Below are 24516 nucleotides of genomic sequence, written 5' to 3'. Positions count from 1 at the left end.
GCATTCAACCTCCACATTTATGATGTTGAACTGCTTTTTCATACGTGTGTGCGGTTGCTCTTGCAATTTCACCCCAATTATAGTGAACAAGAACATCTTCATATCCTTTGTTTGCCACGCACTGAGCAACTTCTTGTTGTTCTATAATAAATATTAATTTCTCACTCAAATTTTGCGAGCAGCCTGATTTCATTTGAAACCCATTCACACCATCTATAATGATCTCTTGCAGACCACCCACACGCGAAACCAAAACTGGTCTCTTTGCAAGCATCCCCTCTAATGCAACAATCCCAAAAGGTTCATACAAACTTGGAATTAATAATACATCACACCTTTGGAGAAAAGCTCGTTGTTCTTCTTCTGTAATATGACCGAGAAAAAAGATAGAGTGTTGCAGTCCTCTTCCTTGAACAACTGCACGGTACTGCTCTAACATGGGCCCTTGACCTGCAATAATAAATATAACCTGTGGGTATAGCTTAATAATCTGCGGCGCAGCTTCAATAATCGTATAAAAACCCTTCTCATTGACAATACGGCCAATTGAAAATACAACCAATCGTTCTGCTAAATTATAACGCTGTGTAATTTCTAATGAAGGCGTAACAGCATGAAAGAAATGGCGGTCAATCCCATTTGGATGTACAACAACACATTCACCATTTATTTCCAAATCCCGCGCAACCTCATTTTTCATAAACTGACTGCAAACAATCACAATGTTAGATTCTTTTACTAGCTCCTTTTCATGCATATGTATTTTCCATTGCAGTGATGTATAAATCCCACCATTGCGTCCATGTTCCGTTGCATGAATTGTTGTAACGAGTGACAAACGTTGCTGTTTTTGCAGTTCCATTGCACAAATAGCAACAAGCCAATCATGAGCATGAATCACATCAAACGTATAACATTTACACAATTCTTGTGTATAAGCAAACATAGACTTGTTTAACTGAGCAATCCATTCATAAAAATGATACTTTTCACGATCATCAACTGAAACACGATGCACATGTACATCTTGTATCTTTTCATATGTCGTGCAACGCTCTTCGTGTACCGTTACTACATGCACGTAATGTCCATTATGTGCAAGAGCCCGGGATAATTCATATACATGCCTTCCAAGGCCACCTACCATCATCGGGGGATATTCCCATGCCAACATTAAAATATGCAAAGGCTCCATACATCCCTCTTTTCTCTTCACATAGAAGAATAAAGTGAAACTTCCTTTCATAAACACTTTTTTTATGAAAGGTTAGTTGAACCAATCGGGCTCTTACGGGTGGTTTGAATTTCTTCTTGCTATACTTCTTACCAACCGTTTGAGCGGGGTAAAGTGAAACTTCCTTTCATGAACGTTTTTTCATGAAGGGTTAGTTGAACCAATCGGGCTCTTACGGGTGGTTTGAATTTCTTCTTGCTATACTTCTTACCAACCGTTTGAGCGGGGTAAAGTGAAACTTCCTTTCATGAACGTTTTTTCATGAAGGGTTAGTTGAACCAATCGGGCTCTTACGGGTGGTTTGAATTTCTTCTTGCTATACTTCTTACCAACCGTTTGAGCGGGGTAAAGTGAAACTTCCATACAAAAAGTAAGCGTTTTCTTTAAGTTGCATTATATTCCATCTTACCACCGCAATAACGAAGTAACAATAATCCTTTTTTGTCATATTTCGACTAAAAAAGAGAGGAGCATTCTGCATTCCTCTCTTAATAATTCTTATTCATTTAATAAATAATGCTTTCCTTTTACAAGATAAAAAACATTTTCCGCAATGTTTGTACTATGATCAGCCACTCGTTCAATATAACGTGCAATAAACGACAGCTGTGTGATTTGTCCAATCGTCTCTGGCTGATCTGGAATAGAAGAAATAAACTCACGAATTGCTTTCCCATAAAGTTCATCGACTGCATCATCCATCTCAGCAATCTTTTTCGCATATGTTAAGTTTTCTTCTCTATAAGATCGAATCACATTTTGCAACATATCTATTGCAATTTTGAACATATCTTCAAGGTTTTGTAATGATACAGATACTTCTTTTTCACCAAGACGGATTGTCGACTTAGCAATATTTACTGCGTGATCTGCAATACGCTCTAAATCTGTTGCGGTTTTAATTGAAATAAAAATTCTTCGTAAATCACTAGCAACAGGTTGTTGTTTCGTAATCAACATTAATGCAAAATCATTAATTTCTTCTTCCAAATTATCCATACGATAATCACCATCGATTACCTCAAGCGCCTTCTCTACATCTCTTGTACGCAATCCTTCCATTGCAATTTCAAGAGCTTGTTTTGCTAATTCACCTAGTTCAATAATTTTTTGCTGTAATGCTTGCAAATCATACTGAAATTGTTCGCGTACCATGTTGGTCCCCCTTTATTCGTTACACATGCTCCAATATAAGTTGAAGCTCTCACCGAATTATTCCAATTGATAAGAACATACCTTTCTCTCTCAAACAGACGCTATTAACCGAATCGGCCTGTAATATAATCTTCTGTTCGTTTGTCTGTTGGAGTTGTAAATAATTTATTCGTTTCTGTATATTCCACTACTTCTCCGCTTAAGAAGAAAGCAGTTTTATCAGAAATACGTGCTGCTTGTTGCATGTTATGTGTAACAATAACGATACTGAAATCTTTCTTTAACTCTTGAATTAACTCTTCTACTTTTAATGTAGAAATTGGATCTAACGCTGATGTTGGTTCATCCATTAAAATAACATCTGGTTCAATCGCTAAGCAACGTGCAATACATAAACGTTGCTGCTGTCCACCTGATAGCCCATACGCATTATCATGTAATCTATCTTTTAATTCATCCCAAATCGCCGCACCGCGCAAACTCTTCTCAACAATTTCGTCCAACGTTTTCTTATCGCGAATACCATGAATTTTCGGGCCATACACAACATTTTCGTAGATTGATTTTGGAAATGGATTTGGCTTCTGAAATACCATTCCAACATGTGTACGTAGTTCCTCAACAGGATAAGATTTATCGAAAATGTTACGATCACGATATTCAATCACCCCTGTTGTCCTAACGATTGGTACTAGTTCAACCATACGATTTAATGTTTTTAAATACGTAGATTTTCCGCAACCACTTGGCCCAATAATTGCTGTCACTTCATTCTCATAAACACTTAAATTAATATCCTTTAACGCATGATCTTCTCCGTACCATAAGTTTAAATTTTTCGTATCAAATACAACTTTTTTTGTCTGAGGGATAGTCTTTTCTTCATTTTTCACCTGTACATTTACTACTGTAGATACCATTTTGAAATTCCCCTTTCATCCATGTACTTCTTACTTACGATTTCGTAGCCATATTGCAAAAGTGTTTATAAAAACCAACAACAGTAGTAACACAATAATTCCAGCTGCTGCTACATGTTGAAACTCCTCCTGCGGCCTGCTCATCCAATTAAAAATTTGAATTGGTAAAACTGTAAATTTATCAAATACATCCAGCGGTACATAGTTTGCAAAAGCAAGTGCCCCAATGACAAGTAATGGAGCTGCTTCTCCAATCGCTCGTGATAATGCCAAAATACAACCTGTTAAAATTCCTGGCATCGCTGCCTTAATAACAACACGAGACATCGTTTGCCACTTCGTTGCCCCCACTCCATAAGAAGCTTCTAACAAAGATCTCGGTACAGATCGAAGTGCCTCTTGCGCTGCTACAACAACTGTCGGCAAAACGAGAAGACTCATCGTTAATGCTGCTGCTAATATGCTTTCACCTAACTGCAGCCCATATACAAACATTGTTAATCCTAATAATCCAAAAACAACAGACGGCACTCCTGCCAATGTTTGAATGTTGATTTTTATCATTCGTGTAAACAATGATTGCTTGGCATAGTATTCTAAATAAAGAGCTGTTCCCACTCCTAATAAAAAAGAAGTAGGGGTAACAACACTCATAAATAAAATCGTTCCTGATAAAGCCGCTGCAATACCAGCTTTCTCTGGATTTCGCGATGCAAAATTGGTAAAAAAATCAAATGAGATATATGTTATGCCTTGTCGGAAAATTTGGTACAGCAAAAAAATTAATATACAAAGTGAAAATAGCATAGTTATACGAAATGCAACCTTGCATACACGATCTTTCCGGAATCGAGAAGACATATGTTCTTGTATATTTCGCTCATTTAACATGCGCATATTATGTCGCCTCCTTAAAGCGACGCATAATATACTGCGCAATCATATTCATGATCAATGTAAAAATAAATAGCGTTGCTCCGACAGCATACATACTGTAATAGGTCAACGTACCATAAGGAGCATCCCCTAAGCTAACTTGCACAATATAAGCCGTTAGCGTCTGAATAGACTGTGTCGGATCTAATGATAAGCTTGGCGTTGAACCGCCCGCAATGACAACAATCATCGTTTCTCCAACTGCTCTTGAGGCGGCTAACACAATCGCTGCTACAACTCCTGTAAAAGCTGCTGGTAATACAATGTTCTTTGCCGTTTCAAAACGAGTGGCCCCAATCGCAAAGGAAGCTTCTCGCACCTGATTCGGTACAGCACGCATCGCATCCTCACTAAGAGATGCAATCGTTGGAATCATCATGATACCAATTACAATCCCTGGACTAAGTGCGTTAAAAAACTGTAAATCCGGAACGACGCGCTGCAAAATAGGTGTAACAACTGTTAAAGCAAAAAAACCGTATACAATTGTCGGGATCCCCGCCAGCAGTTCTAATACCGGTTTTAATACCTTTCTTGCTGCATTAGAAGCGTATTCACTTAAAAATATCGCACATCCTAATCCAATCGGAATCGCAACAACCATTGCAATGATAGTAACAAGCACAGTTCCATATATAAGCGGTAAAATACCAAACTTAGGATTTTCAAAAAAAGGAAGCCATTCTTTTTCTGTAAAAAAGGAAACCATTGGTACTCTTTCAAAAAACATAAATGTTTCATTTGCTAAAGTTACAATAATTCCTATCGTTGTAACAATAGAAATACTGGCGATTATTCGTAGTACGAAAGGAACCATTTGATTGATTCGCTGTGCTTTCTTTCGCTTGCCTATATTTCTTTCAATCAAATGTTGAACAGAAACCGTAACGCGACTCTTATCATTACGAGCCAAAGATGAAAACCCCTCTCCATCCTGACATTATTTTTGTATTTCTGTTAACATTTGTAGCTGTTTATTATATTTATATTGCGGTAGCTTCACATATCCAATCTCCTCTACAAGCTCCCCTGCGTGCTCCATCATAAAAGATACATAATTCGCAACGCTTGTTTTAGCTCGAATAGAAGAATTGTTTATATATACATAGAGCGGCCTAGACAACGGCTTATATGCCCCGGATTGAATTGTTTCTTTCGCTGGGGCAATACCGTTAATTTTTACAGCCTTTACTTTATCACGATTCGCGGCATAGTATGCATATCCAACAAATGCAATTGCGTGTTTATTACTCATAACACCTCTTATTAGAACATTGTCATCTTCAGATAACGTGACTGTTTTTGTTATGAGTTTTTTTTGTAACACTACATTTTGAAAATAATCGTACGTACCAGAATCTACCCCTGGTGCGTAAAATTGTATCGTTTCCTGCGGCCATTTCGGATGAATTTGTGACCATTTTTTCGTTGTTCCACTTTCACTCCATATTGTTTGTAATTCTTCTATTGTAAAATTATCTGCCCACGTATTTTCACGATTCACAATAAGTGTAAGACCATCATAAGCAATTTGAAGTGGTGTATACGTGATATGATGCTTCTTAGCAAGTTGCTCTTCTTCTCTTTTCATTGGCCTAGAAGCATTCGTCATATCCACTTCGCCTTTTCCAAAACGATGAAACCCTCCCCCTGTTCCAGATATACCAATGGAAATTTTTACAGAGGGTTCTCTTTTCGTATACTCTTCTGCTACTGCTTCCATAATCGGAAAAATTGTAGAAGATCCATCAATTTGTACCTTCCCTACAATATTCGCAGCAGAAATAGGTAACGTATGAGCAGATAAAAAAAATATCGATAATATAACCATGGTGTATGTTCTATTACGTTTCACGTAATATTTCCTCCTAGGAGCCTTCTGATAACAGAAGTACACATATAAGAATAATGCCGAACTATTAACTCGGTTTTAATAGTTTGTAAAAGTTTTGTAAATATCCACATTTTCTATGCGCTAATGAACAAGCAGTGATGCGTCTGTATACGAAACTTTCATTAGCGAATGCTCCCCCTCCTATCTTCTTTGTTTCCTCTGAATCTTGAGGCAAGAATCTTACTATCTGTGAATAGTAGGATGAATTCCATTTCATTTATAATTTTACGAAAACACAAGCCATATTCCATAAGCTTGTACACTTCTGTCATCACTATATGCGGCACATATAAAAAAAAGCACACTATCTTCACAGATAGTGTGCCAACCTTGCATATTTTTATTCTTATTGATTTGTTTTTGAAGTATTTTCTAATGCTCCAGCGTTTCCATTAGCTTCTTGCTTTTTCAAATCAAAGTATGCGTCCATAACTCGGCGTGCAATATTTCTGCTGACTGGATTATGATCATCAGACAGCCATGGAACAACAACAGAAAATGCAACTTCTGGATCAGATGCCGGCGCATATCCGATCATCGTTAAATTATACGTAGTTGGTAATTGACCACCTAACCTTGCTCTTACTTCTTTTTGGTCAGGACCTGCATAAGCTGCCTGTGCTGTTCCTGTTTTTCCTGCCGGATCATATGTGGCAGTACCAAAAGCAGTATGACCTGTTCCGTTTTGTGTTTGCATTACCATTTTAAAACCATCTTGGACGTGTTTAATATAAGAATCTTTCATATCCACTCGATTTAAGACAACTGGTTCCATCGACTGCACAACTTGTCCTACATCTTCTGGTTTTGAAGTCGGCCTGCGAATTTCTTTTACAATTTGCGGCTTCATGCGATAACCACCATTCGCAATCGTTGATACATATTGTGCCAATTGCAGAGGTGTATAAGTGTCAAACTGTCCAATCGCTAAATCAAGTAGTTTACCAGGTTCCGCTGCTTGTCCTCTTACTCCATACACTTCATTCGGTAAATCTATTCCAGTCGGTACTCCAAGACCAAATTCACCAAAGTTTTTACGCATTGTATCAAAAGCCGATTGTTTAATGTTTAATGTACCATTCGGCACATAATCTACACCTGCAATTTTCATCGCCGTTTTAAACATATATACGTTTGAAGATCGTTGCAAAGCAGTTAAGTCATCAATCGGTCCCATTCCTGAGTCTGTCCATGATTTTTTCACATTCGTACCCTTAAATTTCAGTGGTTCATCGACTTGTACTTCTCCTGGCGTAATTGCTCCTGTTTGATATCCTGTCAAAAGAGTTGCTCCTTTTACAGTTGAACCCATTTCATATGAACTCGTCATCGTACCAAGTGCATAATCTTTTATCTTAGGCTGTCCATCTTCATTCACAAATTGTTTACCAGCCATCGATAAAATTTCGCCGTTTTTCGGATTCATCATAACAACGAACGCACGGTCCATATAACCGGCTGAACCTGAAGCTTTCGCTTTTTGCATTTCGTCTGCGATAATTTGCTCAACCTGCTTTTGCAGCTCCATATCAATAGTCAGCGTTAAATTCTTTCCGCTTTCTCCTTTAGATACGTAATCTGTTTCAATAATATTACCTTTTGAATCTGTAATATTTTTCACTTCTGCTTTTGTACCATGCAATGCGTCTTCGTATTGCTGTTCAATATAACTTTTTCCGACGCGATCATTACGATCGTAATCACGAACTAAGTAGTAATCTAGATTCTCTCGCGGTAATCCCTCATCAGAGCTCGTTACACCGCCAAGTACAGTGCGGAACATATCATCATAAGCATAGTGACGATCCCAATCAACCGTCGTGTCTACTCCAGGCAACTTGTCTAAGTTCTCACTAATTACAGCATATTCTTCAGGTGTAACATCTTTTTTTATAATTTGCGGCGTCATTGCATAACCGCTGTCCATTTTACTCTTAATTGCTAACACCTTTAAATCCTGAGCAGTTAATTCATTTAATTCTGCTTCTGTAATACGGTCAAGTTGACGCTGTGCCAGTTGCTTATCGTCAATCTTTTGCGCTTTGAGATCCTCTTTGTCTTTTTTGGTAATTTTTTCTTTTGCCCGCTCTGGATTTAACAGAATCCAAAAATCTTTTTTATCTCGTTCTGTTAACTTATCAGTCGGTACATCGATTAGTTTCGCAAGTTGTTTTGCGGTTTCTAAACGTTCTTCAGGTTTTGACCCCTTCACTTTTGTATACGTAATCGTTCGAAGTGGTGTATTATCTACAACTGCACGACCGTATCTGTCAAAAATCTTTCCGCGTGGAACAGGAGTACTTACCGTTAAGTTTTCCTTTTTATCTACTTCATTTTTATAATCTTCACCATGTACAATCTGTACCATTCCTAAGCGGACAATAACTGTCGAAAACAGTAAAAACACACAAAAAAACAACACATTTAACCGAAATGGAATCTTGGCTTTCTTCTTTTTCTCTTTCTTGTTCTTGCTCATACGAACCCCCTCTGCCAACAGCTATGCAAGCGGAAAGGGACACCTTCTTCAGGTGTCCTCGCTACTGTCATATACGTTTTACTATTCTAACATAAAATAGGGCAGAAGTTAACCTTCTCCTTCAGTTGTATTTTGAGTCGTTTGTACAACTTCTAGCCCTGTAGAATGCGCTTTTTCATCATCGTATTTGACATTTCGAATTGCAAAATAGATGAGTAAATGTCCAGCACCCAATATTAATAATAAAACAGGCAAGCTTTTTTCTGCCGGAAATAATGAAACCGCTAGTAGGAAACTTAAAACGGAACAGATTCTTCCTCCGTTTAACCATAGTTCACGAACAACAATATATTCTACTCGCCGCTCTTTTGCTTGTTTGGCTCTGCCAATTATATCATATGTCATCGAACCGTATGGAACAAGAAGAATTGGATACGCCACAGCAATACAAGCTGCATAAATGAGCAATTTCGTATACGTAACATGAAAGACAACTAAAAATACAACGGCATATAAAATAATTCCACCAATTAAAATGGCTTTTTTTCTCCATTCCTTTTTCATTACACGTGCTACTAAATAGTAACAAATGAATGAAACAGCAGAATTTACAAGTCCATATTTCCCCAGCGCTAATTCACTTCCAGAAGCTAAATACACATATACAGAAATAACAAATATAAATGTACCTTCCCGTAGACCTTGAAAGAAATGAGCAAGTGTAATTCTTCCCCAGTTTTTATTATTCTTTCTCTCTTTCATTACTTCAACCAGTTCATAACGTCCTTCACATTCACGCTTTGTGAGAAAAAAACTGACCACAACTGCAATAGTAAATAAGGTTAAAGACAGAAAAAAAACGAATGTATAACCACTCCACTTTTCCATACGCGAAATGATAAATCCGGATGCAATCGGACCAATCATGCCCGAAAATGAGCTAAGCAATCCGAGAAATCCGTTAAAAAAATCCCGTGTCTCCGGCTCTGTAATTTCAAATGTTAATAAATTAAATGAGAGCCAATAAAACCCATATCCCATTCCAAGCAAACTACCGATAAGTAAAATATACTGCGAAGCATTTGTTCCTGTTAGTAATACAACAATAAAAAAAATAGCTAATGTTGTCACACCAATTCGGAGCAAAATCGTACGATCCACTCGTTTCGCTAATTTTCCAGCAACAAGAAATGTCAGCGGTTGTAAAACAACGCTTGCTAAATTATAGAGACCAATATTCACAAAATCCTTTGTTTGTTTCCATAAATAAATATTAACAAACGTATTCGACAACGAAATAGCCAACGCATATAACCCGCCAATTGTCAGTAATAATACTAAGTCACGATTCACCTCAACATCGCCAATTAAATGTTTCCATTTCATATGAACTCTCCTTTACTTCACATGTTCTAGTCTTCCAAAGAAGACCACAATTATGTAAAGAAGAAGGGATAAAGTGAAACTTCCGTCAATGGAATGTTTTTCTCCATTGGCGGTTAGTTGAACCCATCAAGCCGATGTGAGAAACAAAAAAAGCTAGGAGAAACATCTCCTAGCTTTTACAATTATAATTATTTTGCGTCTTGGTAACGTTTTTCAACTGCGTTCCAATCTACAACGTTCCAGAATGCACCGATGTAGTCAGGACGGCGGTTTTGGTAATGTAAGTAGTATGCATGCTCCCAAACGTCTAATCCTAAAATTGGAGTTTTACCTTCCATTAATGGAGTATCTTGGTTTGGTGTGCTTGTTACTTCTAACTCACCATTGTTTACAACAAGCCATGCCCAGCCAGAACCGAAGCGAGTTGCGCCTGCTTTTGCAAACTCTTCTTTAAATGCATCAAAGCTGCCGAATTTTGCTTCAATTGCGCCTGCAAGTTCACCTACTGGCTGTCCGCCGCCATTTGGAGAAAGGATTGTCCAGAATAAAGAGTGGTTTGCATGTCCACCACCGTTATTGCGTACTGCTGTGCGAATTGCTTCTGGCACTTCGTTTAAGTTTGCAACTAGCTCTTCAATGCTTTTTTCTGCTAATTCCGCATGCCCTTCTAATGCAGCATTTAAGTTTGTTACGTATGTGTTGTGATGTTTTGTATGATGGATGTTCATTGTTTCTTTGTCAAAATGAGGTTCTAATGCATCATACGCATAAGGTAAATTTGGTAATTCATGTTTTGCCATTGTTATATTCCTCCCATTGTATGTATTGCCGATAATGACTTGGCATACAAATTTATTTTACCCTAATTATATAGGGGGTGAAAACAAATTTAACGTATTGCCTCGCTAACATTAAAGTAGCAAATTTCCCATTTCTTTTCAAACGAAATGCTCATGTATTTCGTAAAAAAAGCTTCCTTCTATAAGGAAGCATATGTGCTATGTATGAATATGTGAAATGGGTATGGACCCTGTAGGACTCGAACCTACGACCGGACGGTTATGAGCCGTCTGCTCTAACCAGCTGAGCTAAGGGTCCACAATATATATATGAATAACTGCCAAGGTATCTTATGTGCTCTAGTCAGTTAAACTACTACGGAATGTATGATTACACATAAAAATGTAAGATAAATTTACCATATTGAAAAGAAATGTGTCAATTGTATTTTCCATATCACGCATGATATATCTTGTGATTCTTTAGAAACGTACGTTACAATGAGGTGATAAATCAGTATATTTAAAAGAAGGAAGTGAATTCATGTCCGTATTTACACAACTATTCAAAAGCTTATATGTACCAAAAGAAATGGCGCTCTTTCGTTTTCAAAAAATCGGAAAAACGATTCTTTACATAATGTTGTTATGTTTATTGGCTACCGTTCCAAAAACAATTCTATTTGGAAATTTCATTCAAGATGGTATCAGTCTGATTGATCGTTCTATCGAAAAAGATGTGCCTGATTTTAAAATTGAAAATGGCGAACTTCACGCAGACATCAACAAGCCCATTGTAAAAGATGACACAAATTCTATTTTTGTATTTGATCCAAACGCAACAGATACAAGTGCATATCCAAACCGAGATGGTGTGTTCATCTTAAAAGATAAAGTGATTTCAATATCAGAGCAAAAACCACAATCATTTCCATATAGTGACTTTGGAAATACAACTTTTGAAAAGAAAGATATTCAAGAATTGGTTACATTTATCGATAGCATATATCCAATTGCTATGTTCGTTATCGGGATATTTATTTACTTATTCCAACTCTTCATTACATTCCTTGGTGTTACGCTATTAGCATTTATCGGCTCTGCAATGAGCGGACAGCGCAAGCTATCTTACAAACAAGTTTGGACATTAACTGCTTACAGTTATACAATCCCAACAATATTCTTTATGATCATGGACTTGTTAAAAATTAATGTCCCAAGCCCGTTACTTCTATTTATTGCTGTTGTCCTCATTGTTCTTTACTTAACAATAAAAGAAGTACCAAAACCAAAAGAAAAAAATTCACTATAAAAAATGCCTTCAAGGCATTTTTTTTTTGGACAAGCATATATTTCTCTACAAAGGAGTGGAGAAATATGAAAAGACTTGGCGGTGTTTTATTGTTGCTTGTCCTCGGTTACATTCTGTACTACGATATTACAATCGGCACTTTGCCGTTACTTCATACATATCCCAAAACAAAAGAAACTTCAGCTAAAGCTTCAAAGAACGACCAAAAAGAAAAAATATTATCAGCAAAATATAAAATCATTGAGGTAAAAACAGGTGATACCGTTCTATCCATTACAGAAGAAATTAACAAAAAAAAAATTCCTTCTATTGAAAAGGTTGTGACAGATTTTAAAGGATTAAACCAAAATGAATCTCCTGCAAAAATACAAATCGGAAAAAAATACAAATTCCCTCTTTACCCATAATAGCATTACATAATTCTTGTCAACTGCAGCAAAGCGCTGATACAATAGAAAAAGTGAAACTAGACATTTGGCTTCACTAGATAAATACTGTATATAATATAAATGTATTTGTCTATAAAATAAGAAACTTCTTTTATAAGGAGAGCGATCTATTCGTGAATGAAATAACTCATCGTACAAAAACACGTCCTGTTAAAGTTGGAAATTTAACAATTGGCGGTAATAATGAATTAATTATACAAAGTATGACAACAACAAAAACGCATGATGTGGAAGCAACAGTTGCTGAAATTAAACGTTTAGAAGAAGCAGGTTGTCAAATTGTTCGTGTAGCCGTTCCAGATGAGCGCGCTGCAAATGCAATTGCTGATATTAAAAAACAAATTAATATCCCTCTTGTTGCTGATATTCACTTTGACTATCGCCTAGCATTAAAAGCAATTGAAGGCGGTATTGACAAAGTTCGTATCAATCCAGGCAACATCGGTCGCCGCCATAAAGTTGAAGCAGTTGTAAATGCTGCAAAAGAACGTGGCATTCCAATTCGCATCGGTGTAAATGCAGGTTCATTAGAACGTCATATTTTAGAAAAATATGGATACCCAACAGCAGATGGCATGGTAGAAAGCGCATTGCATCACATTAAAATTTTAGAGGACTTAGATTTTCACGATATCATCGTATCGATGAAAGCGTCCGATGTGAACTTAGCAATTGAAGCATACGAAAAAGCATCACGTGCTTTCGATTATCCATTACACCTTGGAATCACGGAATCTGGAACGTTATTTGCTGGAACTGTAAAAAGTGCAGCTGGTCTTGGAGCTATCTTAAGCAAAGGCATCGGTAACACACTACGTATTTCGTTAAGTGCAGACCCAGTTGAAGAAGTAAAAGTAGCACGTGAACTATTAAAATCATTTGGTCTTGCTTCTAACGCTGCTACATTAATCTCTTGTCCAACATGCGGACGTATTGAAATTGACTTAATTAGCATCGCAAATGAAGTAGAGGAGTATATTTCAAAAATTAAAGCACCGATTAAGGTTGCGGTACTTGGTTGCGCAGTAAATGGTCCTGGTGAAGCACGTGAAGCTGATATCGGGATTGCTGGAGCACGCGGAGAAGGTTTACTTTTCCGTAAAGGCGAAATTGTGCGTAAAGTACCAGAAGAAACAATGGTAGAAGAATTAAAAAAAGAAATTGATAAAATTGCAGCAGAATATGCGGCAAAACAAGAAAAATAAAGTGAAAAAGTTCTAATAAAAAAAGCTTGTCAGTTTCAAAACTGACAAGCTTTTTATTGTGCACACTTTGGGCAGCGTCCATATATTTCAAACTTATGCCCAGTTACTTCAAATCCTTTAAAATCTTTATTCATTAGTTCCATTGGACACGAAGTAATTTCCTTCGTTCCTCCGCAATCTAAACAAATGAAATGATGATGGTGTTCTGTAGTAGAACATTTGAAGCGAAAATGCTTTTCACCATTTAATTCAGTCTGTTCCAAAATACCAATTTCTACAAATACAGTTAAATTGCGATAAATGGTATCAAAGCTTAATCCCGGATAATCATCTTTCATATTAGCTAAAACATCTCTTGCTGTTAAATATTTATTGTGAGCTGCAAATAGGCGAAGCATCTCTTCTCTTTTACCGGTATGTTTATAGCCTTTCTCCTTCATAAGGTGTAAAGCTTCTGTAAGATTCATAATCATCCCTACTTTACGCAGTTTTTTTCTTCTCCCATAAGATTGCACCAATTAAAATAAGAACTGCTAACACAACAATTGTACCACCTGGAGCGAGGTTTAGCTGATAAGAAGCTAACATACCTCCGACTACCGAAATTTCCCCAAATACAATAGAGTAGAAAATCGTTTGTTTAAATCCTTTCGCGATGCGGATACTCGCTGCAACTGGTAATGTCATTAACGATGAAACAAGAAGAATACCGACAACACGCATTGAAACCGCAATCACAAGTGCAACTAAAATAACAAAAATAAAGTGAATCCATTTTGCACGCAAACCTGTTGCTACAGCATATTCTTCATCAAAAGATAATAAGAACAGTTCTTTGTATAATAAAATGATGACAGCAAGAACAACTATAGCAACCAATCCAATAATAAGTAAATCACTGCTTGTTACTGCACTCACACTACCAAACAAATAACTAAATAAATCTGTATTAAATCCATTTGCAAGCGAAATGAACACAACACCAATTCCAATACCAGCTGATAAAATAATTGGAACTGCTAACTCTTGATAATGTTTATATACCGCTCTTAATTTTTCAATGAGTAAAGCACCACCAATAGAAAATACCATTCCCATATATAATGGATTTAAAAAACCACCGGTAAACACTGTCTTTTCTAGTAATAAGCTCGCTGCAATACCTGATAACGTAACATGACTTAACGCATCAGCAATAAATGATAAACGACGAATTACAACAAAAACACCTAACAGCGGGGCAACAAGTCCAATTAAAATTCCAGCGTATAAAGAATTTCGTAAAAAGTCATATTGCAAAAAATCCTGTATCATCGTATCCCCCCGTGATGCTCGTGATCATGCTCTAAACGATGAACATGATGACCATATAATAACGACATTTCAGTATCTTCTAACTCTCGGAATGTCTCTATATTTCCATGGAAATGTAACTGCTGATTTAAGCATGCCACATGCGTCACTTTTTCTGTTACCGCGCCAATATCATGCGTCACAAGAATCAGTGTAATTCCTAATTTCTTATTTAAATGTGCAAGCATTTCATAAAAACTCTCAACATTTTTCACGTCTACCCCCACTGTTGGTTCATCTAAAATCAACAGCTCTGGGTCGCTGACAAGTGCTCTTGCAATAAAGACGCGCTGCTGTTGCCCTCCAGAAAGCTCTCCAATGTTCCGATTTATAAAATCACTCATTCCAACATCTGCGATAGCCTGTCTTACCTTTTCTTTATCAGATTTGGATAAAAAGCGAAATAAGCCCTTTTTAGAAACAAGTCCCATCGAAACAACTTCAAATACAGTTGCTGGAAAGCCAGAATTGAAGCTATTTGCCTTTTGTGAAACATATCCAACTTTATTCCAATTTTTAAATTTCTTACTATCAACACCAAACAACCGAATCGTCCCTTGTTTCGGTTTTAAAATACCTAATATGCATTTCAATAATGTAGATTTCCCCGATCCATTTGGGCCTACTAAACCTAAAAAAGCTCCTTTAGGAACTTGTAATTGAATGTTCTCTAACACATTTCGCTCTTCATAACGAAAGGTTAAATTCTCGATTTCTAATATATATTCCATCATATCTCACCTATTTTAATTCAGAATGATTCCGATTTATTTCTATTTGAATTATATTATAGCTCATTACGAGTTGTAAACCAATCTGTCCTAAAATATACCTCTCATTTTAGACAACCCTTCTATTATAGCAAAAAGCAGAGAAAATCTCTCTGCTTTTAGTGAATTGCTGATTTAAATTTTGCACCTTTTGTTTCTTGTGTATTCATAATAGTAATAAAAGCATTTTCATCTACTTCATGAACAATTGATTTTAGTTTCGTTACCTCTAAACGAGTAATAACTGCATAGATGACTTCTTTTTCTTTATCTGTATAGCCACCTTTCCCAACTAGCTTCGTTGTTCCGCGACCAAGTCGATGTAAAATTGCATTTGATACCTCTTCATAATAGTCTGACACAATAATAACTGCTTTTGTTTCATCTAGACCTTGAATAACTGTATCAATCGTTTTAAAGGCAATATAGTATGTCATGACAGAATACATTGCTTGTTCTACTCCAAACACAAATGCCGCCCAAGAAAAGACGAAAATATTCATAAACATCACAAATTCACCAACAGAGAACGGTAATTTTTTTGTTAGTAAAATACCTAGAATTTCCGCTCCATCTAATGAACCACCATGCCTAATTACCAGTCCAACACCAACACCTAAAATTAATCCGCCAAAGACAGTCGCTAAAATCGGCTCTGTCGTAAAGGGCTGAATAGAATGCAATGTTGACTCAATGAAAGCTAAACATACAACTGCAAAAACAGAAGATAACATAAATGTTTTTCCGATTTGCTTATAACCTGAGTACATAAATGGTAAATTGAGGATTACAACTAAAGTGGAAAAGCTTAGCCACCAAACATTTGGTGTAAGGTAATCTAATATGAGGGAAACACCGATAATACCACCATCAATAATTTTGTTTGGAATTAAAAACAATTCGAGTGCAACCGCTGCACAACCAGCACCGATTACAATCATAATAAGACGATACACAAGATGAATTATACTTTCTCTTCTATGTTGTTTTTTTTCCATGCTACCTCCTCAAGTATCTTTATAGTTTTGTCCTTTTATTATAGCACACTCACCTTTTTTTGCTGAGAAAACTGCCTGCTTTGGAATATACACAAGCATATTCCACATATATTCGGATATGAGGACAAAACAAAGGAGGCAGCAACATGAACCTCATTCAGCAGTTTGTAAATAAAAAATTAAACAATATGACTTCTAAAGAATTATTAAAATATAGTACAGAATATGGAGTATCTATTACAAGCGAACAAGCAGATAAAATCGTCACATTAATTCAAGGAAAACATATTAATATTTATGATGTCCAAGAAAGATTGCAACTCTTAAAACAAATTGCAAAGGTTACTTCTCCTGCTACTGCACAGCAAATCAATACTTTGTTCCAAAAATTACTAAAATAAAAAAGGGGATTTCCCCCTTTTTTATTGACCTTTAATTTTCTGAAGAATCTCTTCATCAAACATACCGTTTTTCAACATTTCAATTTCAAATTTATAGGGTGGCTTTTTATCTTGTTTATCCTCACCTACATATGGTGTTTCAAGAATTTTCGGTACATGCTGTAATTGTGGATGATGTACAATGTGATGCAATGTTTTATAACCAATATGACCGAATCCGATATTCTCATGACGGTCTTTTCTAGCACCGCGCTCATTTTTACTATCATTAATGTGTAATACTTGCAAACGATCGATACCTACAATTTTATCAAACTCGTTTAAAACACCGTCAAAATCATTAACAATATCGTAACCAGCGTCATGTGTATGACACGTATCAAAGCAGACAGATAATTTCTCATTATGCGTTACACCATCAATGATTCTAGCAAGCTCTTCAAAGCTGCGCCCGCACTCTGTTCCTTTTCCAGCCATTGTTTCTAGCGCAATGTTCACCGTTTGATCAGCTGTTAACACTTCATTTAATCCTTCAATAATTTTTTGAATTCCTGCATCTGCACCTGCTCCAACATGTGCTCCAGGATGAAGCACAATTTGTTTCGCAACCCCTAACGCTGATGTTCTTTCGATTTCCATACTAAGAAAATCAACACCTAGTTGGAACGTTTCAGGTTTCGTTGTGTTGCCAATGTTAATAATATAAGGTGCATGAACAATAATTTCTTCAATCCCATGAAGTTCCATATGTTTACGTCCAGCTTCTATATTTAACTCTTCAATTGGTTTCCTTCTCGTATTTTGCGGTGCTCCTGTATAAACCATAAACGTTGTTGCACCATAGGATACAGCTTCCTCACTCGCTGCTAATAGCATTTTCTTTCCACTCATCGAAACGTGAGATCCAATTTTCAACATGTAATCACCTCTTATAAATACAATAGCTATAATGATAGCATAATTTGTAGAAATCTGACACTGTTAACTTCTCCACAAAAAAAAGATAAGGAAGGTCCTTATCTTTTCTTCTTGCTATATTTTTTCTTAATTTTATCGCGTTCCCATTCAAGCTTTTTCTTGTAGTTCGGTTTTACTTTTTTCGGTTTTTTCACAACTTTTTGCGCCATAGCATCTAATTTATCATTCGGTTTCTTACGACTTTGACGACGACGTCGAGGTCCTAATTCAATCCACTCACCTGCACGCAAATCAACGTGTTGGAATTCAATATGGCGTTGCTTCTCTAAAGTATCTAATGCTTCTTCATCAGCCGGATCATAAATTGTTGCTGCAATACCAGAGTACCCAGCACGTGCAGTTCGGCCAACACGGTGAATAAAGAAATCTAAATCGGACGGAATTTCATAGTTAATAACATGACTAATTCCCTCGATATCAATACCGCGTGCAGCTAAATCTGTAGCTACAATGTACTGGAATTCTAAATCACGAACTTGTTTCATCATTTTCTTACGATCACGAGGGGATAAATCACCATGAATACGACCAACTTTTAAACCGCGCTCCGCTAAACCATCAGCTACTTCATCAGCCATTTTTTTTGTATTTGTAAACACGATCGCTAAATACGGCTGATATTGCAGTAACATATTTTTCACAAGCTCAACTTTATTACGGTGTCTTGATGGAATAAGATGATGTTCAAGGTTAACTGCTGCTACTTGCTTTGGATTAATATGAATATGCTCTGGGTTCTCCATATATTTCTTCATAAATGGTTTTAACTTTTGCGGAATTGTCGCTGAGAAAACAAGCATTTGTAAATTTTTCGGCATACGCGCTGCAATTTTATCTACATCGTGAATAAAGCCCATATCAAGCATTAAATCTGCTTCATCGACAACAATAACAGAAGCCGTATGTACAAATAGCGCTTGCTCTTCCACTAAATCTTTAATACGACCAGGCGTTCCGACAACAACATGCGGTTGTTTCTTCAGCTTTTCAATCGAACGCTGTTTATCTGTCCCACCGATAAAACAACGCGCTGTAATCATTTTGTCTTCTTCACAAAACTTTGTCATCTTTACAATTTCTGCATAAATTTGCTGTGCTAATTCACGAGTTGGAGCTGTAATTACGAGCTGTACTTCCTCTCGGTTTGTATCAATACGATTTAACGTTGGAAGTAAATACGCGTGTGTTTTTCCAGAACCTGTTTGTGATTGCCCGATAATACTAATTCCCTTCTTCACAACTGGGAAAATTTTCTGTTGAATTTCTGTCGGTTCTGAAAAACGCAATTCACGAATTGCATCTATTAAAAATGGTTGAAAATCATACTGTGTAAATGTTTGCACTGACATACATTCCACCTTCTTCCTTATTTCTACTGCGTTCATTAATCAGTCAAGTTAACATTATATCGAAATCTACCAGTAAAATCTATCTTTAGTTTAGCTTTTCAGGGGAAAAACTAACCTTCTTACTGTCAATTGCATATTGTGGTGTATATTACCAAATTAAAGAAAAGAGGATTCCCTAATGCGTATGAAATCTCCTCCATATCAACAAATGTACGGTCAGCCTCCCTATCCTTATACGATGTATCCGTCATCAGGCATGCAACCATTACCAGGTATGCCACCATCACCAGGTATGCAACCGATGATGCCTAAAAAGAAAGGCTTTCTTGCAAAATTGTTTAAAAAAAACGACCCAGCTGCAGATTATATGCATATGATGCCCCCTTATAGACAAATGGAAACCTACTCAAATGTACCATATCAGCAAAACCGTCCATATATGCAGCAGCAGCAGCAAAACAACCCATATATGCAACCGCAACAGCAGCAAAGAATGATGCAACCTCAAATGATGGCACCAAATGAAACACGCGGAGCAGCGGCAGGAGCAGGAAGTACACCTAGTGGGATTGGCAGCTTTTTCACTAACTTCATTTCAAACCCCACTGGAATGCTAAACAACGTTGAAAAAGTTGTCCAAATGGCCCAATCCTTTGGACCCGTCGTGCAGCAATACGGCCCGGTTGTCCGCAGTATTCCTAACATAATGAAAATACTTACATCTGGAAAAAACACTGAGGAAAAACAAACAGAAGAAGTTAAAACAATACTTCCCACTCCATCTGAACAAATACCCATTACAAGCAAACCACTTACTTCTCAAATCATACTTGAAGATGATGCAAACGTAGAAACCTTACAGTCAACTACCCCTAGACCAAAGTTATATGTGTAACATTTCTTTGTCATCCGCTTCCTTCTCCTTTATAATAAAAAGGATTAACTTTATCAAACAAATCCTTTTTTAAAGGAGCGGATTAATTATATGAAAATTGTTAAAATTTCTCCTCGCGGCTATTGCTACGGTGTTGTAGACGCGATGGTTATTGCGCGCAATGCAGCGCTGGATAAGACCTTACCAAGACCAATTTATATTTTAGGTATGATTGTCCATAACAAACACGTAACAGATGCATTTGAAGAAGATGGCATTATTACGCTTGACGGTCCAAGCCGCTTAGATATTCTAGAAAAAATTGAGTCTGGCACTGTTATTTTTACAGCTCACGGTGTATCTCCTGAAGTAAAACAACGTGCAAAGGAAAAGGGCCTAACAACAATTGATGCGACATGTCCTGACGTAACAAAAACACATGACTTAATTGAGGCAAAAAAAGAAGAAGGCTACCATATTATTTATATCGGCAAAAAAGGACATCCTGAGCCTGAAGGTGCAATTGGAATTGCCCCGGATATTGTCCATCTCATTGAGAAAGAAACAGACCTTGAAACACTTACCATTCCAACTGATAAAATTTTGGTCACAAACCAAACGACGATGAGTCAATGGGATGTTCAACATATTATGGAGAACATCCAAAAAAAGTTTCCGACAGCAGAATTTCATAAAGAGATTTGCCTTGCTACACAAGTGCGTCAAGAAGCGGTCGCAAAACAAGCAACTGCTGCTGATTTAACAATTGTTGTTGGTGATCCAAAAAGTAATAACTCTAACCGCCTTGCACAAGTGTCTGAAGAAATTGCTAGCACAAAAGCATACCGCGTTGCCGATGTAAGTGAAATTCAATTAGAATGGCTACAAGGCGTAGAAACAGTAGCTATTACAGCGGGTGCTTCTACACCAACACCTATCACAAAAGAGGTAATCGCATTTTTTGAACAGTACGATCCAACAAATCCTGCAACGTGGGAGCGCAAACGAAACGTACCACTACAAAAAATCTTACCGAAAGTAAAGGCAAAATAAAGTGAAACTCCCATGAATAGCGGGGTAATATAAATAAATCCGTTATCTTATAAGATAACGGATTTTATTCTAGTCCACGTTATACAAACGTAAATGGATCTGTATGTAATTCTGAAGCATGAATACGCGCAGTAAATTTTCTCTCATCTACTTTTGCTTGTAATTGTTTTTGTACACCTTTTTTCATCACTTTTTCTACGTTATGTCCCGGATCTACAATATTTAATCCAAGCATCATCGCATCATGCGCAACATGATAATACATATCTCCTGTCACATATACGTCTGCTCCTTTATACTTCGCCTGCTTTATATACTTATTCCCATCCCCGCCAAGTACCGCTACTTTTTTCACAGTATCATGTAAGTTTCCAACAACGCGAGCTCCCTTCACTTCAAGGGATTCCTTCACATGCTCTGCAAACTGTTGTAATGTCATTTCTTGTGGTAAATACCCGATTTTCCCAAGTCCTAATGTTTCACCTTTGTTCTCTAGCGGATAAATATCATATGCTACTTCTTCATACGGATGTGCCTGTAGCATTGCTTTCATGATTTTACGCTGCAGGGAAGCAGGAATAATAGTTTCAATACGAACTTCTTCCACTTGTTCTAAATGCCCTGTCTTTCCGATATACGGATTTGTTCCTTCTTGCGGCATAAATGTACCAGTACCCCCACTATTAAACGTACAATGACTATAATTCCCGATATGACCCGCTCCCGCATCACCAATCGCCTGACGTACCACTTCTGCATGAGAAGAAGGAACAAATACAACTAACTTTTTCATTTCTTCTGCATAAGTAGGAACAAGCACTTCCGTTTCCTGCAATCCTAAAGCGTCTGCAAGTAAATCATTCACACCACCTTTTGCAATATCCACATTTGTATGAGCAGCATAAACTGCAATATCGTGTTTTATACACATTTCAATAATCCGTCCATATGCTTGCTCTGTATGAATTACTTTTAATGGATTAAAGATAAGCGGATGATGGGCAATAATTAAATTCGCCCTTTTTTCTATCGCCTCTTGCACAACTTCTTCCGTTACATCAAGTGCGATTAAAACACTCTCTATCGTTTTATTCAATGCCCCAATTTGCAATCCAACCTTATCGCCTTCCATCGCTAAATGTTTTGGGTACATACTTTCAAATAAAGAAATGATTTCATATCCATTCGGCGTTTTACTCATGATAAAACCTCCTCAATCATACGGATCTTCTCTAACACTTCTGCACGCTTCACTTTTGTATCTTCTGTTTCTGTCGCAAATTCTAATTGCTTACAAATATTTTTAAAGTTTTTACGTTCACTCTCCCATTTTTCTACAAACACTTCATTTTTCTCTTTCATTAAAAATGGTCCCATTAACAAAGCTTCTTCTTTTTTTTCACTGTACGGTGCAAGGGTGTTTCCCTGTTCCCCTACTAAAATTTCGTAAATCTTGCCGTCTTCTTTTATAATTTTTTCTTTTATTAATTCCCAGCCATTTTCAATAAACCATTCGCGAATATGGTGCGCAGCAATGTTAGGCTGTAAAATTAAACGGGTTACACCACTAAGCTTCTCTTTTCCATTCTCTAAAATATCACGAATTAACGCACCACCCATACCTGCAATTGTAATTACATCTACTTCACCTGGCGCGATTACTTCTAAGCCATTTCCTTTACGTACGTTCACTTTATTTTGCAATCCGCACTCTGCTACCGTAGCTTGGGCAGAACGGAACGGACCTTCTACAACCTCTCCCGCTACCGCTTGTGTGGCAATATTATGTAAAACCGTATAACAAGGTAAATAAGCATGATCCGAACCAATATCTGCAACAGTAGAACCCTTTGGAATTTCAAGCACCACTTCTTCTAATCGTTTTGAAAGCTTTACTTCATTCATTTGTTTCAATTGCTCCTTCTCTTTTCAGTCTGTCTCCATGATAAAGAATTTATAGTTGTTGTTGCAAGGGAATAAATTATTTTACTTACCTTACAAACCGTTTTTTTCGAATTCAACATTTTAGGCGATAAAGTGAAACTTCCATCAGTAGGGGTTTTCTTTCCCCCCACTGATGGTTAGTTGAACCAATCGGACTTTTATGGGCAGTTAGTCCCACCTATCTTCTTTGCGCTTTTCTCTCAATCTTTAGGTGGGACCTTACTGCCCGTTAATGCGGGATAAAGTGAAACTTCCATATATCATAAAATAATTATTTCATGTAGTCACCACATGTCTTTTTTGAGATTATCTTGATCCTCTTTATTTTAAAAAGAAGGTAAACAGAAAGCAAACATAATACAGTAAAACTTCCATCAATGGAGGATTTTCTTCATCCCGACTAATAGTTAATTGAAGTACTCAGCAATCATCTCCCATCTATCTTCTTTAACTTCTCAAGATCTTGAAGCTGGAATCTTACTGCTCATTAAATCAAGACAAAAAAAGACCCTTCGCTAAGACGCAAAGAGTTGCCATGTAACAATATATTATTTTTTCTTTGATAACCAATCTGCAACCTTTGACGCTTGATCCGCTGGAATAATACCTGATGGCATGTTTCCTCTTCCTTTTAAAATAACTTCTTGGATTTGATCTTTCGAAAGTCTGTCACCTACTTTTTGCAAATTAGGACCAACTGCTCCTTGCAACTGATCACCATGACAACTTGTACAATTTTGCTTTACAATATCTTCAGGTTTTGCTGCTGTCTGCGTCGTTTTTCCCCCGGGCTTCTTCGCCTCAGCTAGCTCCTTTGATTTATTCATACCTTGAAATGAAAATACAAACATCATAATAATTCCTAATACGGCAATAAGAGCAAATGGAATTAACGGATTACGCTTCATTTTTTCTTTTTCCCCCTTTATACCCCTTAATAGTTTGATGATTCAGTCATTTATATTGTACTTGAAAACATTCTACCAGAAAAGACCAAACTACAATAAGTTTAAAATATTCCATATATTCAATCAATTATTCCGCTAC

General features: G+C 36.9%; 24 protein-coding genes and 1 tRNA gene. 6 read left to right on the top strand and 19 right to left on the bottom strand.

All coding sequences use genetic code 11. The features are described 5' to 3' along the window. Positions 1-4 precede the first annotated feature (4 nt). The 10 genes from AB1279_RS06330 to AB1279_RS06285 form a co-directional block, all read right to left on the bottom strand. Entirely contained in the window at positions 5-1195 is a 1191-nt protein-coding gene (locus tag AB1279_RS06330) for a glycosyltransferase family 4 protein (protein WP_429758192.1), read from the bottom strand. A gap of 537 nt (positions 1196-1732) precedes the next feature. Then, positions 1733-2389: a phosphate signaling complex protein PhoU gene (gene phoU / locus AB1279_RS06325; protein WP_429758191.1), complete on the bottom strand. Its 657-nt coding sequence runs from the start codon at positions 2387-2389 to the stop codon at positions 1733-1735. A gap of 104 nt (positions 2390-2493) precedes the next feature. Further along, complete coding sequence (gene pstB / locus AB1279_RS06320; RefSeq protein ID WP_429758190.1) at positions 2494-3309, bottom strand: phosphate ABC transporter ATP-binding protein; 816 nt, start codon at positions 3307-3309, stop codon at positions 2494-2496. Positions 3310-3339: 30 nt separating this feature from the next. Continuing rightward, a complete protein-coding gene (pstA, locus tag AB1279_RS06315) occupies positions 3340-4206 on the bottom strand; it encodes a phosphate ABC transporter permease PstA (protein ID WP_429758189.1) in 867 nt (288 codons plus the stop codon). Position 4207: 1 nt separating this feature from the next. Beyond that, positions 4208-5158: a phosphate ABC transporter permease subunit PstC gene (gene pstC / locus AB1279_RS06310; protein ID WP_429753856.1), complete on the bottom strand. Its 951-nt coding sequence runs from the start codon at positions 5156-5158 to the stop codon at positions 4208-4210. Between the two features lie 27 nt (positions 5159-5185). Further along, a complete protein-coding gene (locus tag AB1279_RS06305) occupies positions 5186-6100 on the bottom strand; it encodes a PstS family phosphate ABC transporter substrate-binding protein (protein ID WP_429758188.1) in 915 nt (304 codons plus the stop codon). A gap of 385 nt (positions 6101-6485) precedes the next feature. Further along, complete coding sequence (locus AB1279_RS06300) at positions 6486-8618, bottom strand: peptidoglycan D,D-transpeptidase FtsI family protein (protein WP_429758187.1); 2133 nt, start codon at positions 8616-8618, stop codon at positions 6486-6488. A 108-nt stretch (positions 8619-8726) separates the two neighbouring features. Further along, positions 8727-10004, bottom strand: coding sequence for an MFS transporter (locus tag AB1279_RS06295; protein ID WP_429753854.1), 1278 nt, complete (start codon positions 10002-10004; stop codon positions 8727-8729). Positions 10005-10192: 188 nt separating this feature from the next. Further along, the gene (gene sodA / locus AB1279_RS06290) at positions 10193-10804 is read right to left on the bottom strand and encodes a superoxide dismutase (RefSeq protein ID WP_230574888.1); all 612 of its coding nucleotides are present in this window, start codon (positions 10802-10804) and stop codon (positions 10193-10195) included. A 224-nt stretch (positions 10805-11028) separates the two neighbouring features. Beyond that, positions 11029-11102 (bottom strand) — tRNA-Ile (locus AB1279_RS06285). Positions 11103-11327: 225 nt separating this feature from the next. Between AB1279_RS06285 and AB1279_RS06280 the strand changes: the two genes are divergently transcribed. From AB1279_RS06280 to ispG, 3 genes are all read left to right on the top strand, one after another. Beyond that, positions 11328-12095, top strand: coding sequence for a DUF1189 domain-containing protein (locus AB1279_RS06280; RefSeq protein ID WP_429758186.1), 768 nt, complete (start codon positions 11328-11330; stop codon positions 12093-12095). Positions 12096-12160: 65 nt separating this feature from the next. Then, a complete protein-coding gene (locus AB1279_RS06275) occupies positions 12161-12502 on the top strand; it encodes a hypothetical protein (RefSeq protein ID WP_429758185.1) in 342 nt (113 codons plus the stop codon). 155 nt (positions 12503-12657) lie between these two features. Beyond that, positions 12658-13749, top strand: a complete 1092-nt coding sequence (gene ispG / locus AB1279_RS06270) for a flavodoxin-dependent (E)-4-hydroxy-3-methylbut-2-enyl-diphosphate synthase (protein WP_413789174.1) — start codon at positions 12658-12660, stop codon at positions 13747-13749. 53 nt (positions 13750-13802) lie between these two features. On the opposite strand, the gene AB1279_RS06265 is transcribed toward ispG, so the two are convergent. The 4 genes from AB1279_RS06265 to AB1279_RS06250 all read right to left on the bottom strand — a co-directional run bounded on the left by AB1279_RS06265 (position 13803) and on the right by AB1279_RS06250 (position 16870). After that, a complete protein-coding gene (locus AB1279_RS06265; protein ID WP_098308046.1) occupies positions 13803-14216 on the bottom strand; it encodes a Fur family transcriptional regulator in 414 nt (137 codons plus the stop codon). Between the two features lie 13 nt (positions 14217-14229). Beyond that, the gene (locus tag AB1279_RS06260; protein ID WP_429753850.1) at positions 14230-15063 is read right to left on the bottom strand and encodes a metal ABC transporter permease; all 834 of its coding nucleotides are present in this window, start codon (positions 15061-15063) and stop codon (positions 14230-14232) included. After that, on the bottom strand, positions 15060-15833 hold the full coding sequence (locus AB1279_RS06255) for a metal ABC transporter ATP-binding protein (RefSeq protein ID WP_429753849.1): 774 nt from the start codon (positions 15831-15833) through the stop codon (positions 15060-15062). Before AB1279_RS06255 ends, AB1279_RS06260 begins: the two co-directional genes overlap by 4 nt. Positions 15834-15991: 158 nt before the next feature. After that, positions 15992-16870 (bottom strand): YitT family protein, encoded by an 879-nt coding sequence (locus AB1279_RS06250; RefSeq protein WP_429753848.1) that lies wholly within the window; start codon positions 16868-16870, stop codon positions 15992-15994. A 146-nt stretch (positions 16871-17016) separates the two neighbouring features. On the opposite strand from AB1279_RS06250, the gene AB1279_RS06245 reads away from it, so the two are divergent. Continuing rightward, entirely contained in the window at positions 17017-17271 is a 255-nt protein-coding gene (locus AB1279_RS06245) for a DUF2624 domain-containing protein (RefSeq protein ID WP_429753847.1), read from the top strand. 21 nt (positions 17272-17292) lie between these two features. Here the strand turns inward: AB1279_RS06245 and AB1279_RS06240 are convergent, their stop codons facing one another. Together AB1279_RS06240 and AB1279_RS06235 are read right to left on the bottom strand one after the other, a co-directional pair. Then, positions 17293-18189 (bottom strand): deoxyribonuclease IV, encoded by an 897-nt coding sequence (locus tag AB1279_RS06240; protein ID WP_336481684.1) that lies wholly within the window; start codon positions 18187-18189, stop codon positions 17293-17295. Positions 18190-18287: 98 nt separating this feature from the next. Continuing rightward, on the bottom strand, positions 18288-19598 hold the full coding sequence (locus AB1279_RS06235; protein WP_429758184.1) for a DEAD/DEAH box helicase: 1311 nt from the start codon (positions 19596-19598) through the stop codon (positions 18288-18290). A 208-nt stretch (positions 19599-19806) separates the two neighbouring features. On the opposite strand from AB1279_RS06235, the gene vrrA reads away from it, so the two are divergent. Both vrrA and AB1279_RS06225 read left to right on the top strand, forming a co-directional pair. Continuing rightward, positions 19807-20493 carry a VrrA/YqfQ family protein gene (gene vrrA, locus AB1279_RS06230; protein WP_429761309.1) on the top strand — a complete coding sequence of 229 codons (687 nt, stop codon included), beginning with the start codon at positions 19807-19809 and terminating at the stop codon, positions 20491-20493. Between the two features lie 90 nt (positions 20494-20583). Further along, positions 20584-21525, top strand: coding sequence for a 4-hydroxy-3-methylbut-2-enyl diphosphate reductase (locus AB1279_RS06225; protein WP_429758183.1), 942 nt, complete (start codon positions 20584-20586; stop codon positions 21523-21525). 79 nt (positions 21526-21604) lie between these two features. On the opposite strand, the gene AB1279_RS06220 is transcribed toward AB1279_RS06225, so the two are convergent. The 3 genes from AB1279_RS06220 to cccA form a co-directional block, all read right to left on the bottom strand. After that, positions 21605-22726: a Nif3-like dinuclear metal center hexameric protein gene (locus AB1279_RS06220; protein ID WP_429758182.1), complete on the bottom strand. Its 1122-nt coding sequence runs from the start codon at positions 22724-22726 to the stop codon at positions 21605-21607. After that, positions 22723-23430: a tRNA (adenine(22)-N(1))-methyltransferase gene (locus AB1279_RS06215; protein ID WP_429758181.1), complete on the bottom strand. Its 708-nt coding sequence runs from the start codon at positions 23428-23430 to the stop codon at positions 22723-22725. The genes AB1279_RS06220 and AB1279_RS06215 overlap by 4 nt, the downstream gene beginning before the upstream one ends. Positions 23431-24017: 587 nt before the next feature. Then, positions 24018-24377 carry a cytochrome c550 gene (gene cccA, locus AB1279_RS06210; RefSeq protein ID WP_429753840.1) on the bottom strand — a complete coding sequence of 120 codons (360 nt, stop codon included), beginning with the start codon at positions 24375-24377 and terminating at the stop codon, positions 24018-24020. Positions 24378-24516: the final 139 nt, after the last annotated feature.

The sequence above is a fragment of the Bacillus sp. S14(2024) genome, assembly GCF_050473785.1.
GTDB lineage: Bacteria > Bacillota > Bacilli > Bacillales > Bacillaceae_G > Bacillus_A > Bacillus_A yunxiaonensis.
This window is presented reverse-complemented; position numbering and strand designations above follow the sequence as displayed.

Coding starts and splice junctions, on each gene's coding strand:
- AB1279_RS06240 (WP_336481684.1), bottom strand. CDS start 18,189: ATGTTGAAAATTGGATCTCACGTTTCGATGAGTGGAAAGAAAATGCTA.
- AB1279_RS06295 (WP_429753854.1), bottom strand. CDS start 10,004: ATGAAATGGAAACATTTAATTGGCGATGTTGAGGTGAATCGTGACTTA.
- phoU (WP_429758191.1), bottom strand. CDS start 2,389: ATGGTACGCGAACAATTTCAGTATGATTTGCAAGCATTACAGCAAAAA.
- AB1279_RS06215 (WP_429758181.1), bottom strand. CDS start 23,430: ATGAATGAAGTAAAGCTTTCAAAACGATTAGAAGAAGTGGTGCTTGAA.
- AB1279_RS06280 (WP_429758186.1), top strand. CDS start 11,328: ATGTCCGTATTTACACAACTATTCAAAAGCTTATATGTACCAAAAGAA.
- AB1279_RS06275 (WP_429758185.1), top strand. CDS start 12,161: ATGAAAAGACTTGGCGGTGTTTTATTGTTGCTTGTCCTCGGTTACATT.
- pstB (WP_429758190.1), bottom strand. CDS start 3,309: ATGGTATCTACAGTAGTAAATGTACAGGTGAAAAATGAAGAAAAGACT.
- AB1279_RS06225 (WP_429758183.1), top strand. CDS start 20,584: ATGAAAATTGTTAAAATTTCTCCTCGCGGCTATTGCTACGGTGTTGTA.
- AB1279_RS06255 (WP_429753849.1), bottom strand. CDS start 15,833: ATGGAATATATATTAGAAATCGAGAATTTAACCTTTCGTTATGAAGAG.
- AB1279_RS06260 (WP_429753850.1), bottom strand. CDS start 15,063: ATGATACAGGATTTTTTGCAATATGACTTTTTACGAAATTCTTTATAC.
- AB1279_RS06265 (WP_098308046.1), bottom strand. CDS start 14,216: ATGAATCTTACAGAAGCTTTACACCTTATGAAGGAGAAAGGCTATAAA.
- AB1279_RS06235 (WP_429758184.1), bottom strand. CDS start 19,598: ATGTCAGTGCAAACATTTACACAGTATGATTTTCAACCATTTTTAATA.
- AB1279_RS06300 (WP_429758187.1), bottom strand. CDS start 8,618: ATGAGCAAGAACAAGAAAGAGAAAAAGAAGAAAGCCAAGATTCCATTT.
- AB1279_RS06330 (WP_429758192.1), bottom strand. CDS start 1,195: ATGGAGCCTTTGCATATTTTAATGTTGGCATGGGAATATCCCCCGATG.
- vrrA (WP_429761309.1), top strand. CDS start 19,807: ATGTACGGTCAGCCTCCCTATCCTTATACGATGTATCCGTCATCAGGC.
- cccA (WP_429753840.1), bottom strand. CDS start 24,377: ATGAAGCGTAATCCGTTAATTCCATTTGCTCTTATTGCCGTATTAGGA.
- AB1279_RS06250 (WP_429753848.1), bottom strand. CDS start 16,870: ATGGAAAAAAAACAACATAGAAGAGAAAGTATAATTCATCTTGTGTAT.
- AB1279_RS06245 (WP_429753847.1), top strand. CDS start 17,017: ATGAACCTCATTCAGCAGTTTGTAAATAAAAAATTAAACAATATGACT.
- AB1279_RS06220 (WP_429758182.1), bottom strand. CDS start 22,726: ATGAGTAAAACGCCGAATGGATATGAAATCATTTCTTTATTTGAAAGT.
- pstA (WP_429758189.1), bottom strand. CDS start 4,206: ATGCGCATGTTAAATGAGCGAAATATACAAGAACATATGTCTTCTCGA.
- sodA (WP_230574888.1), bottom strand. CDS start 10,804: ATGGCAAAACATGAATTACCAAATTTACCTTATGCGTATGATGCATTA.